Annotated in this window: 11 protein-coding genes; 5 read left to right on the forward strand and 6 right to left on the reverse strand. The window is 73.9% G+C overall.

Going from position 1 to position 11,314, the window contains the following annotated elements; all coding sequences use genetic code 11:
- Window positions 1–226 precede the first annotated feature (226 nt).
- From HF577_RS23835 to HF577_RS38660, 3 genes are all read right to left on the reverse strand, one after another.
- Complete coding sequence (locus HF577_RS23835) at window positions 227–1,816, reverse strand: molybdopterin-dependent oxidoreductase (RefSeq protein WP_312859333.1); 1,590 nt, start codon at window positions 1,814–1,816, stop codon at window positions 227–229.
- Between the two features lie 64 nt (window positions 1,817–1,880).
- Entirely contained in the window at window positions 1,881–2,732 is an 852-nt protein-coding gene (locus HF577_RS23840) for an anti-sigma factor (RefSeq protein ID WP_169398168.1), read from the reverse strand.
- Window positions 2,729–3,436: an RNA polymerase sigma factor gene (locus HF577_RS38660; protein WP_312859334.1), complete on the reverse strand. Its 708-nt coding sequence runs from the start codon at window positions 3,434–3,436 to the stop codon at window positions 2,729–2,731. The genes HF577_RS23840 and HF577_RS38660 overlap by 4 nt, the downstream gene beginning before the upstream one ends.
- Window positions 3,437–3,653: 217 nt before the next feature.
- Between HF577_RS38660 and HF577_RS23850 the strand changes: the two genes are divergently transcribed.
- From HF577_RS23850 to HF577_RS23860, 3 genes are all read left to right on the forward strand, one after another.
- A complete protein-coding gene (locus tag HF577_RS23850) occupies window positions 3,654–4,229 on the forward strand; it encodes a DUF6197 family protein (RefSeq protein WP_246267087.1) in 576 nt (191 codons plus the stop codon).
- A 103-nt stretch (window positions 4,230–4,332) separates the two neighbouring features.
- A complete protein-coding gene (locus HF577_RS23855) occupies window positions 4,333–4,725 on the forward strand; it encodes a TIGR03618 family F420-dependent PPOX class oxidoreductase (RefSeq protein ID WP_169398171.1) in 393 nt (130 codons plus the stop codon).
- A gap of 46 nt (window positions 4,726–4,771) precedes the next feature.
- Entirely contained in the window at window positions 4,772–5,365 is a 594-nt protein-coding gene (locus HF577_RS23860) for a TIGR03086 family metal-binding protein (protein ID WP_169398172.1), read from the forward strand.
- 58 nt (window positions 5,366–5,423) lie between these two features.
- Here the strand turns inward: HF577_RS23860 and HF577_RS23865 are convergent, their stop codons facing one another.
- Together HF577_RS23865 and HF577_RS23870 are read right to left on the reverse strand one after the other, a co-directional pair.
- Window positions 5,424–6,791 (reverse strand): MFS transporter, encoded by a 1,368-nt coding sequence (locus HF577_RS23865; RefSeq protein WP_169398173.1) that lies wholly within the window; start codon window positions 6,789–6,791, stop codon window positions 5,424–5,426.
- Window positions 6,788–8,758: a flavin-containing monooxygenase gene (locus HF577_RS23870; protein WP_169398174.1), complete on the reverse strand. Its 1,971-nt coding sequence runs from the start codon at window positions 8,756–8,758 to the stop codon at window positions 6,788–6,790. Before HF577_RS23870 ends, HF577_RS23865 begins: the two co-directional genes overlap by 4 nt.
- Before the next feature lie 142 nt (window positions 8,759–8,900).
- Between HF577_RS23870 and HF577_RS23875 the strand changes: the two genes are divergently transcribed.
- Entirely contained in the window at window positions 8,901–9,830 is a 930-nt protein-coding gene (locus HF577_RS23875; RefSeq protein ID WP_169398175.1) for a LysR family transcriptional regulator, read from the forward strand.
- A gap of 16 nt (window positions 9,831–9,846) precedes the next feature.
- Here the strand turns inward: HF577_RS23875 and HF577_RS23880 are convergent, their stop codons facing one another.
- Window positions 9,847–10,428, reverse strand: coding sequence for a sigma-70 family RNA polymerase sigma factor (locus HF577_RS23880; RefSeq protein WP_169398176.1), 582 nt, complete (start codon window positions 10,426–10,428; stop codon window positions 9,847–9,849).
- A 62-nt stretch (window positions 10,429–10,490) separates the two neighbouring features.
- Here HF577_RS23880 and HF577_RS23885 point away from each other — a divergent pair, with 62 nt between their 5' ends.
- Entirely contained in the window at window positions 10,491–11,225 is a 735-nt protein-coding gene (locus HF577_RS23885) for a zf-HC2 domain-containing protein (RefSeq protein WP_169398177.1), read from the forward strand.
- Window positions 11,226–11,314: the final 89 nt, after the last annotated feature.

Here is an 11,314-nt window from a genome sequence, read left to right on the forward strand (position 1 = left end):
GATGTCGTCCGCACCGGCTGCGGCGGGGGGAGGGCCGGCCGGCTCCTCGGAGCCGCCGCAGGCGGCGAGGGTCACGGTCAGGACGGCCAGGGCGCCGACGGCGGCCATTCGCTGGGTCTTGCGCACGGTGTTGCCTCCTCGAATCTGCCCGGTCATTCCGGGCTCGGAGAGCATTCGCATTCCGGACGGCATCGGTTCGGTCCCGGAGAGATTTTCTCGGTGAGTCTCAGGCGACCGTGAAAATGGTGGCGGGCCAGCCGGACGCGCCGTCCGGAATCGGCTCGGCCCGCATTTCGGTCTGGCCGACGCCGTTCTTGTCGGTGGCGCGGGCCTGCACGGTGTGGCTGCCGGGCGGGAGATCGAACGAGGCGCGCCACATCCGCCAGGTGTCGGCGTTGACCTCGGTGGCGAGCTCGGCGTCCTGCCACGCCCCGCCGTCCATGCGGACCTCCACCCTGCTCACGCCCGTGGGTTGCGACCAGGCGGTCCCGGCCACCGTGACGCGTCCGCGCGCGGCGGTGGCGAACCCGCGGGGGGTGTCGATGCGGCACTGGGTCTTGATGGGGGCCTTCTGCGCCCAGCCGCGTTCGAGCCAGTAGCCGGAATCGGCGCTGAACGTCGTGAGCTCCAGGTCGGTGAGCCACTTCGTGCCGGAGACGTAGCCGTACAGGCCGGGCACGAGCATGCGCACCGGAAAGCCGTGCTCGGGCGGGAGTGCCTCGCCGTTCATGCCGATCGCCAGCAGCGCGCCGCGGCCGGGTTCGAGCACGACCTCGGTGGGCGTGCCCGTGTACCAGCCGTCGACGCTGGTGGAGTAGAGCTGGTCGGCCCCTGGCCGGACACCCGCTTCGAGCAGGAGGTCGCGCAGGTCGACGCCGATGAAGTTCGCGGTGGAGATCAGCGGGCCGCCCACGGGGTTGGAGACGCAGGTCAGGGTGATGGTCCGCTCCACCAGGGGACGGGCGAGCAGGTCGTCGAAGGTCAGGACGATCTCGTTGTCGACCATGCCGTGGATGCGCATCGACCAGTCCTCGGCCCGCTGCGCCGGCACCCGCAACGCCACGTCGATCCGGTAGAAGTCCGGGTTCGCGGTGAGGAAGGTCGGGGTGCCCAGCTCGGGGAACGCGGCGCGTGGCGGGATCGCCGGAGCCCGCTCGACGAGGCGGGCGCGGGCCAGCCGGTCGGTCACCGTCCGGCGCGAGTCGCCCACCCCGCCGCTGAGGAGCTGGCCGACGCCACCGGCGGCGAGTGACACCACCGCCACGGCGGCCGACGATCCGAGTAGCAAGATGCGCCGGGAGACTGCCTGGTTGCCGTCACCACCGGCTGCTGGGACGTAGGCGCGGGTCGCGAGTGCGTGCAGCCCGCGGAACGCGTCGACACCCACCACCAGCGCCGCGGCGGGCGCCGCCAGGTCGACCCAGGTGAACGCCGGCCCGGTGACCACCGCGAGGAGACCGAGCAGCCCCAGGCCGCCGATGACGCCGATCCCCGGCGCCGGGCGGCGGACCGACGCCAGGCCCGCAGCCACGGCGACGACCGCGATGACCACGGCCATCCCCCCGAGCAGCACCGGCTTGTCGGCGGTACCGAACGTGGTCTTGGCGAACTCGGTGAGGAACTGCGGGGAGAACCGGATGACGACGTCCCCCACGGCCAGGAACGGCGAGGACGCCGGGGAGATCAGCGCCGCCACGAGATGCCCGGCCCCGAGCGCGGCACCCACCGCCAGCACCGCCTCCGCTGCGGCGGCGACCCGCGGGATGGCGGCTCGCGGTGTGCGGAGCGGCTGCGCGGGCGGGGCGGTCGGGTTCACGACGAGCGTTCGCGCGTCACGCCTGTCCGGTTCGGCTGCTTGCGGGACCTCCCGGGACGATTGGTCAGGTCTGCACGGGGCCGGTGGCAACGACGGTGGTGGGCATGGTGGGCATGGCCCGGCCGGGCTCGAGCGAGATCGCGTAGGCGGAGAAGGCCGGGGCGCCGACGGCGGGCCCGATGCTGTGGACACCCGGTCCGGGTGCGGTGACGTCGAACATGCCCACCGGCTGCGGGGGCCCGCCGTCGATCCCCCACAGGACGTAGATCGAGTCGGAGCGGTTGTTCGGGACGACGCCGGTGGTCACGACCGTGCGGTCCGATGCGGTGGTGAGCACGGCCGCGACCGGATCGCCCGACGTGGTGCTCAGCGTGGCATGGGTGGTGCCGGGCTGATCCAGCTGCGTGACGATGTCGGCCAGCGACTGCGATTGCGCGATCTCGGCGTCGCGCTGCTGCTGCAGCTGCGCCGCGTAGACGGCCAGGCCACCCACGCCCAGCACGGCCACCAGCACCACGACGGCGGCGACGAGGCGTCGCCGTCCGATGGTCGCCCACGTCGGACGGCGACGGGCCCCGGTGTCGGAGGGGGCCGGCAGGCCGACATCCGGCCTGACGGGCGCCCGCCGCGGCGGGTCCTCGGGTTCGCGTTCCCGGGGGGCCGGCGGGCGCACCTGCGGTGTCTCGGCGGCCTGGGCCAGGATGTTGTCGCGCAGCCGTGGCGGCGGGTCGGTCTGCTCCGCGGTGTCGGCCAGGCCGCCCATGATCAGCTCGGTGTCGCGCACCATCTCGCGGCAGGACTCGCAGGTCGGGAGGTGGGCTTCCATCGCCAGTTCGTCGTCGGGTTCGAGCGCGTGCAGCGCCCAGCCGACCGCGTGCTCGTTCATCGCGCAGGACTGCTGCTCGTCGGCGCTCATCGGGCATCACCCGTGGTGCCGGCGTTGTCGGTGCGGGTGGTGTCGGAGCCGCCGTCGAGCAGCGGGGCGAGGACGCCCCGCAGGCGCTGCATCCCGCTGAACATCCGCGACTTCACCGTGCCCAGCGGGACCCCGGTCATCGCAGCAACCTCCCGCTGGGTGTAGCCGCCGAAGTAGGCCAGTGCGAGCGCCTGCCGCTGGTCGGTGGGGAGCCCCCCGAGCGCGGTGCGGACCTGCCCGGCCTCCACAGAGCGCAGCGCGCCGTGGTCGGCACCCGGCGCCGGTGGGGCCGACCACTCCTGCCCTTCCTCGGCCGCCGGCACGGTGCGCCGACGGATCGCGCTCTCGCGGCGCACCGCGTCGACGGACTTGTGGTGCACGAGGGTCAGGATCCAGGTCCCGAAGCTGCCGCGGGCGGGGTCGAAGCGGTGCGGGTCGCGCCAGAAGGCCAGGAAGGCCTCCTGCACCACGTCCTCGGCCAGGCCGTCGTCGGCACAGATGCGGCGAGCGAGCGAGTAGGCCCGCCGACCGTACCGGTCGTACAGACCGGCCAGCCCGGACTCGACCCCGTTCGCGACGGACAGGACGAGATCCCCGTCAGGTACGTCGGGCTCGCCGGTGGTCGGCGACCCGCCTCCGCGGCGGTTCGGCAGACTCGACCCCTCACGCGTGTCGGGGGCATCGGCCACCAGCGGGATCCTCACGTCAGCTTCTTCGCAGCGGAACGGTGTCCGGTTCAGAACCAGCTCAGAGTAGCCCGTCCGGCCCGTCGTCTCGCGTAGGCCGCGGGGCCCGTCGGGGGAACCGGACGGATCACCCGCCGTGCTCGCAGCATCCGTCAGCTGACCCCGGCGCCGGTGCCGTACTAGCCTGGGCCGGACCGTCGTACGCCCGGCCTGGACCAGCCCGGGAGGAGTGGTCGTGACACCGACACCCGAACTGACCGTCCCTCGATCCACGCAGGTGCGCCCCAGAGTGGGCCGCCACCCGTGGTGGGACCGCCGACGGGAGCAGCGCCGCCTGGCAGGCGAGGACCGCCGGGCCGCGCACCTGGCCGAGCTCCACCACATCCGCGCACTCGTCGGCGCCGCCCGCGCCGTGGTCGGGTCGGGGTGGGTCCAGCACGGCTGGTTCGCCTACCGCGACGAGCATGGCGAGCACCGCACGGTCACCGCGGCCACCCTGCAGCGGATGGGCGACCGGCCGATCACCGGAGCCTGTCTCGTCGGCGCGATCGTGCAGGCGGGCGGCGGCCCGGCCGCCGTACGGAGCCAGCCGGTGCAGCGGGCGCTCGACCTGACCTGGCACACGCTCCACGGGAGCGAGCACGAGCCGGTCCACTGGTGCCCGGCCCCGCCGGTCCGCGCCGCCCACGTCCGGGACCTCACGCGCTGGAACGACCAGCCCGCCCGCACGTCCGCCGAGGTGCTCTCCCTGCTGCGCGCCGTGGAGCGGGCGGCAGGGGAGGAGATCGCCCGCGCGGACGCGCACCCGTAGGGCAACGCAGGCGCATTACGGAGCCGTACTGCTGTCGGGACGGGGGTCACGACAGCAGTACGGCTCCGAAGTGGGGAGAGGCGTGCGCTGGAATGCTCGGGGGGTGGACATTCCCGAAGGCCTGCTCGACCTGCTGTACCGGCCGAGCCCCTGCTACCTCGCCACGACGATGGGCGACGGCTCGCCGCACCTCACCCAGACCTGGGTGGACACGGACGGCAAGCACATCCTCGTCAACAGCGTGCAGGGCTTCCAGAAGATCAAGAACATCGAGCGGGACCCGCGGGTCGCCCTCAACGTCTCCGACCCCGACAACATCGCCCGGTACTACGCGGTCCGCGGCCGGGTCCTCGACATCACCAGCGACGGAGCGGCCGAGCACATCGAGATGCTCGCCCAGCGCTACCTCGGTGGCCCCTATCCCTGGTACGGCGGCCGGGACCAGACCCGGCTGGTCCTCACGATCGAGGTGCTGAAGGTCAACGGCACCGCGTGACGGCCGGCGGCCGATGAGTTCCGGCGGGCGGCCCGGTCTGCAGACCATGACACCCTTCGTCGACCTCGCTCCCGCGGCCGACCGCGTCGTGCGGCTGCTCGATGCCATCACCGACGACCGGCTGGACGCGCCCACCCCGTGCGCCGAGACGACCGTCGGCAACCTGCTCAGCCACCTGCTCGGGCTCGCGGAGGCGTTCCGGGGCGCGGCGGCCAAGGAGTCCGATCCCGGTCCGCCGCCCGCCGTGGCGCCGCCGCTCGACCCGCACTGGCGCCGGCTCCTGCCACAGCGGCTCGACGCGCTCGCCGCCGCCTGGCGTGACCCCGCTGCTCGGGAGGGCACGGCGCGCGCCGGGGGAGTGGAGATGCCGGCCGCTGTGATGGCGCTCGTCGCGCTCGACGAGCTCGTGCTGCACGCCTGGGACATCGCCCGCGCCACCGGCCAGGTCTACGACGCCGACCCGGCGAGCGTGCAGGCGTGTTTCGCGTTCGTCGCGCCCGCCGTGCGGCCGGAGGGCGTGCCCGGGCTGTTCGGGCCGCCGGTCCCGGTGCCCGACGACGCGCCCGCGCTCGACCGGCTCGTCGGGCTCAGCGGCCGGGACCCGTCCTGGACGCCCGCCGCGGTGGGTGCGACCCGCTGACCGGCACGACGGGCCGGCCGCGCTCGCCCGGCCCGCGGACGAGCGCGGCCGGCGCGGCTCAGGCGCGCACGGCCCCGCCGTCGTGGAGGGGCTCGTCCCCGGCGCCTGCGGGGAGCGCGTCCCCGTCGGTCACGTCGGGCGCCTCACGCGGCAGGAACCACACCGACACCCCGGACAGCAGGGCGAGCGCGGCGATGTAGGCGGCCACCCACACCGACGACCCGGTCGCCCCGAGGATGGCGGCGGCCAGCAGCGGGGTGAGCCCGCCGCCGAGCACCGCGCCGAACTGGTACGACATCGAGGCACCGGTGTAGCGCACGTCGGTGCTGAAGGCCCGCGACACGATCACCGCCTGCACCGCCACCAGCAGGCCCAGTACCAGGCCCATCGCCAGCATGGCGAGGAGCACCGCGGGCACCGCCCCGGTGTCCATGAGGCCGAACACGGCGAACGGCACGAGCACCGAGAGCACCGAGGCGACCATGAAGATCCGCACGGCGCCGATGCGGTCGGTCACCCGGCCGGTCAGGTAGGCGACCACGAGGTACACCACCGAGCCCGCCGAGATCGTCAGCAGCATCGTCTGCTGCGGCACGTGCGCCGTGCCGGTGCCGTAGGAGAGCAGGTACACCGACAGCAGGTAGCCCAGCGCGGACGGGGCGAGGGTGATGCCCATCCCGAGGACGACGGTGCCGGGGTTGTTCCGCAGCACGTCGAGCGCGGGAAGGCGACGCACCCGGCCCCGTTGCCGGGTGCGCGCGAACTCGGGGCTCTCGGCGAGCCGGAGCCGGACGACCAGTGCCACCACCACGAGCAGGGCGCTCAGCACGAACGGGATGCGCCAGCCCCACGCCGCGAACTGCTCGCGGCCCAGGCCCACCGAGACGCCCAGGAAGACGAGGTTCGACAGCAGCGTCCCGGCCGGCAGGCCCATCTGCGGGAACGACGAGTAGTAGCCACGCTGTCCCTCGGGCGCGTGCTCCATCGCCATCAGCACCGCGCCGCCCCACTCCCCGCCGACGCCGAGCCCCTGCACGAACCGCAGGACGACGAGCAGGATCGGTGCGGCGATCCCGATCTGGGCGTAGGTGGGCAGGAGCGCGATGAGGAACGTCCCGATGCCCATGAGCAGCAGCGAGACCACCAGGGTCTGCTTGCGCCCGAGGCGGTCGCCGAAGTGCCCGAACACGATGCCGCCGATGGGGCGCGCGAGGAACCCGACGGCGAAGGTCCCGAACGCCGCGAGCGTGGCCGCCACCGGGGAGAAGTTCGGGAAGAACTGCGGCGCGAAGATCAGGGCGGCCGCGGCCCCGTAGATGTTGAAGTCGTACCACTCGATGGCGGTGCCGACGAAGGTCGCCGCGGCGACCCGACGGGTGTGTTCGGAGGGTCGGCTCGCGGCACTGCGAGACGCGGAGGGGGTCACTGGCGCTCCTCGGGCTGAGGGGTCGGGGCTCGTTCGATGTGGAAGTCCGACGGGCGGGGCTCGCGCACCATGCGCCAGTAGTCGAGGACGGTGAACGGCCACACCTGGGAGGCGCGGCCCTTCGCGTTGCGGTACCAGCTGTTGACGGTCGCCACCCCCCACGCCATGAGTGCGTTTCCGGCGTCGACCCGCTCGTTGAAGGCGTCGTGCACGTCGCGGCGCACCTCGACCGTCGCCGCCCCGGACTCCAGCAGCAGCCGCAGGCACCCCAGGATGTGGTGCACCGCGATCTCGGAGAACAGCAGGATGCTGCCGTTGATCACGAGGCCGGTGTTCGGGCCGAAGACGCAGAAGAGGTTGGGGAAGCCCGGCACGTGGACGCCGAGGTGGGCGCGGGCGTCGCCGTCCCAGCGTTCGTGCAGGTCGGCGCCGTCGCGCCCCCGGACCGTGATCGGCGCGAGGAAGTCCGACGCGCGGAAGCCCGTGGCGTAGATCAGGACGTCCGCCTCGTGGAGGACGCCGTCGGCCGTGCGCACCCCGTCGGGGGTGATCTCGGTGATGGCGTCGGTGACCAGGTCGACGTGCTCGCGCTTGAGCGCCGCGGGCCACACCCCGTTGTCGCGCATCATCCGTTTCGAGCCGGGGGCGTAGCCCGGCACGACCTTCGCGAGCAGGTCGGGACGGTCGCCGAACCGGCGCTCCAGGTGGGCGACGAGGGCCTGGCGCAGTGCCTCGTTGGCCGGCGACACCGAGATCGGGTGCTCCCAGCCGGGGTCGACCTCCATGAACGGCCGCCTGCCCTCCACCGAGGTCCAGAACTGCACGAACCGCAGCCACCGGTGGTAGTAGGGGAGCTCGCGCAGCAGCCGGAGCTGCTCGTCGGGCGTCGGATCGTGGTAGGTCGGCGTCGGCACCATCCACGGTGGGGTCCGCTGGAACACGCTGAGGGCGTCGACGCGGTCGACGATCGAGGGGACGACCTGGTAGGCGCTCGCCCCGGTGCCGATCACGGCGACGCGCCTGCCGGTGAGGTCGACGTCGTCGCGCCACCGCGCGGTGTGCCAGCTCGGTCCGGCGAACCGCTCGCGTCCCGGGATGTCCGGGAGGTTCGGCTTGTTGAGCTGCCCCGTCGCGCTGACGACGGCGTCCGCCTCGAGCACGACGTCCGGGCCGCCGGCCCGCCGCGCCCGCACGGTCCAGCGCCGCGTGGCGTCGTCGAACACCGCCTCGACCACCTCGTGCCCGAACCGGACGCAGCCACGCAGGTCGAACCGGTCGGCCACGTCCCGGAAGTAGCCCCAGACGTCGTCGCGGGCGGAGAACTGGTGCGGCCAGTCCGGCCGCTGGTCGAACGAGAAGCTGTAGGCGAAGTTCGGGGTGTCGAGCCGGGCGCCGGGGTAGCCGTTCTCCAGCCACACGCCGCCCACGTCGGCGTTGCGCTCCAGCACCGTCACCTCGACGCCGGCCTGCCGGAGCCGGTGTGCCGTCACCAGCCCGGACATCCCGGCGCCGATCACCACCACCTCGACGGTGCGCCCGGGTGCCACCTGCTCGACGGTCCAGCCCGGCGCACCCGCGTCCAGCGGCAGACCGAGCTCGTGGGACATCAGCGGCAGGTAGTCGTCGGCCACGTCACCGGCGACGAACCGCATGAGGCGGCGCAGGGTGTCGTCGTCGGGTTCGGGCGCGGGCACCGCCCCGCCGTCGCGGAAGGCCGCCAGAGCGGCGAGCGCGCGACGGCGGCCCAGCTCCTGGGCCGCCTCGGACATCCCGCCCTGCGGTTCCACCATGTCGGGGCGCAGGCGCAGCGGCGGGCGCAGCTCGTCCGCGACCAGCGTGAGGTCACCTGTCAGGTGGGCCAGGGCCGGCAGCAGAGCGGGCAGCTCCGCACCCGCGACGGCGGCGGCGAGCGCGGCGTCGTCGTCGAGCAGTGCGGAGAGTCCGGTACCAACGTCCACGGTGGTCACGGTCACTACTCTCGGCGTATACCGGACGCGACCGGAAATAACGGTTGCGAGGCTTGTGATGCCCACCCGGAATGAGTGCAGCCCCGTGGCGCCGCACCCGCCTCCCGTGCTGTGATCTGCACGCGGCAGAGGGGCGGTGACGATGGAGCTGAGGCATCTGCGCTCCTTCGTCGCTCTTGCCGAGGAACTGCACTTCGGGCGGGCGGCGCAGCGGGTCTTCGTGGCCCAGCCCGCGCTGAGCAAGCAGATCTCGGCGCTGGAGAAGGAGCTCGGGGTCCTCCTGTTCGAACGCGACAAGCGCCAGGTCGTGCTGACCACCGCCGGGGTCGCCCTGCTCGAGGACGCGCGCCGGCTGCTGACGCAGGCCGACGGGGCCGTGGAGCGGGCGCGTTCGGCCGGCCGGGGCAGCACGGGGATGCTCCGGGTCGGCTTCATCGCCCCCGCCCTCTACGACCTGCTCCCTCCGGTTCTGCGCGCGTTCCGCGTCCGGCATCCGGGGGTGCGGCTCGCCCTGGAGGAGATGCACAACATCGAGGCCGTCAACGCCGTCCGCAGCCGGCGCGTGCACATCGCCTTCGTGCGGCTGCCGATCGAGCCGGTGAGCGAGCTGTCGCTGGTCACGGTGCGGTCGGAACCGGTGATGCTCGCGGTGCCCGAGGGCAGCAGGCTGGCGGACCGGGAGGCCGTGCACCTCGCCGAGCTCGCCGACACCGACCTCATCCTGATTGCCCGCTCCCAGGAACCGGAGCTGCACGACTACTACGTCGCCCAGTGCGCCGCGGCGGGGTTCAGCGCCCGGATCAGCCATGAGGTCGACCGCACCCACGTGGCGATCGGCCTGGTCGCGAGCGGCCTCGGCGTGTGTTTCGTCCCGCGGTCGGGGCGGCGGGTCGCCCAGCCCGGCGTCGTCTGCGTCCCGCTGCTCGGCACCCGGATGCGGCTGACGATGGCGGCTGCGTGGCTCGGCGACCCGGACCCTCTCGTGCGCAACTTCCTCGCGCTCTGCACGGACGTGCGCCCGCAGGACCCCGGGCCGCGGGCGGGGACCGTCGAGCCGATCGCCTCGGCGTGAGGCAGGCCCCGTCCGCTCACACGCCGCCGGAGCGCCGTCGGCGGCTGTCGCGCACGGGATCCATCGCGGTCATCAGGTCCTCCCGCGCCCGTGCCACCCGGGACCGGATCGTGCCGATCGGGCAGTCGCAGACCGCGGCGGCCTCCGCGTAGTCGAGGTCGAGCACCTGGGTGAGCACGAACGCCTCGCGCCTGCGGGGTTCGAGCTGGTCGACCAGCAGCCCGAGCACCACGGCCTCGTCGGCAGCCGACCGCGCCGACCGGATCCGCTCGCCGACGACGGCGTTCCAGTCGTCCACGCCGGTCGTGCGGGGGCGGCGGGTGGCGGTGCGGACCGCGTCGGCTGCGGTGCGCCGGGCGATCGACAGCAGCCAGGTGCGGGCCGAGGACCGGCCGGCGAACCGGGGCAGCGAGGCCAGGGCCCGCAGGTAGGTCTCCTGCGTCAGGTCCTCCGCCTCACCGGGACCGCTGATGTGGGCGACGAAACGGTGGACGTCGCGCTGCGTCGCGCGGACGAATGCAGCGAGCGCGGCCCGGTCGCCGCGGCCTGCGGCGAGGGCCCATGCGGTGATCCGGGCGTCGTCCACGCCGTCGGCCATGCCCGCACGGTAGCTCCCCGATCCGCGGGAACCGCCGGGCGGGTCCGGACGACCACCAGTACATGCGATGCCAGGACTGCCGCCAGGCGATCTCCGCCCTGCTCGACGGCGAGGACGATCCGGGCGAGGCGACGGCCGTCGACGAGCACACGGCGACGTGCCCGGACTGCCGGTCCTTCCTCGACCGGGCGGCCCAGGTCACCCGCCTCGCCCGCACCGGCCTGGCGGAACCCGGTCCGGACCTGGTCGCCGCGGTGCTCGCCGCGGCACCCACCCGCCGGGAACGCCGCGCCGACGCCGTCCGGCTCGCGCTCGGCGCGGTCGGTCTGGCGCAGGGAGCACTGGCGGTGAGCGGGATCGCCACCGCGGGCACGTTCGCGATGCACGACGCGATGGAGGTGGGGGGCGCCAGCGCGATGCATGTGGCGCACGAGAGCGCGGCGTGGAACCTGGCGCTCGCCGTCGGGTTCCTGTGGGCGGCCACCGCGGCCCCCCGGCTGTCGGGGCTGCTGCCGGTCATCGGGTCGTTCGTCGCGGTGCTGGCGGGGCTGAGCGTGCTCGACCTCATTGCCGGACGCGTCGATCCCGGCCGCATCCTGGGCCACGGCCTGGTGGTGCTCGGTCTGGTGCTGCTGATGGTGCTGCGGCGGCGGGACCGCCGGGAGGGCGACGGCGCACTCGTCGGCCTGCCCCCGGACGCCCCGAGAACGGAGCGGCGTGCCCTGTGGACCGGCCGGATCCGGCGCCCCGCCGCCCTGCGGCAGGACTCGCGTCCGACCGCGCGCCGCGCGGCGTGACCATCACGGGCTCCAGCCGTCCGCCGTCGGCAGGCCCCGCAGCCGGATGTCGCCCCGATCACCTGTGACACGGGCGGAACCGGGGAACC

This window comes from Pseudonocardia xinjiangensis, from assembly GCF_012911925.1.
Classification (GTDB): domain Bacteria; phylum Actinomycetota; class Actinomycetes; order Mycobacteriales; family Pseudonocardiaceae; genus Pseudonocardia; species Pseudonocardia xinjiangensis.

Excerpts from the sequence above, each read along its gene's own strand:
- HF577_RS23885 (WP_169398177.1), top strand. The coding sequence starts at position 10,491 with ATGCGATGCCAGGACTGCCGCCAGGCGATCTCCGCCCTGCTCGACGGC.
- HF577_RS23860 (WP_169398172.1), top strand. The coding sequence starts at position 4,772 with ATGACACCCTTCGTCGACCTCGCTCCCGCGGCCGACCGCGTCGTGCGG.
- HF577_RS23880 (WP_169398176.1), bottom strand. The coding sequence starts at position 10,428 with ATGGCCGACGGCGTGGACGACGCCCGGATCACCGCATGGGCCCTCGCC.
- HF577_RS23840 (WP_169398168.1), bottom strand. The coding sequence starts at position 2,732 with ATGAGCGCCGACGAGCAGCAGTCCTGCGCGATGAACGAGCACGCGGTC.
- HF577_RS23875 (WP_169398175.1), top strand. The coding sequence starts at position 8,901 with ATGGAGCTGAGGCATCTGCGCTCCTTCGTCGCTCTTGCCGAGGAACTG.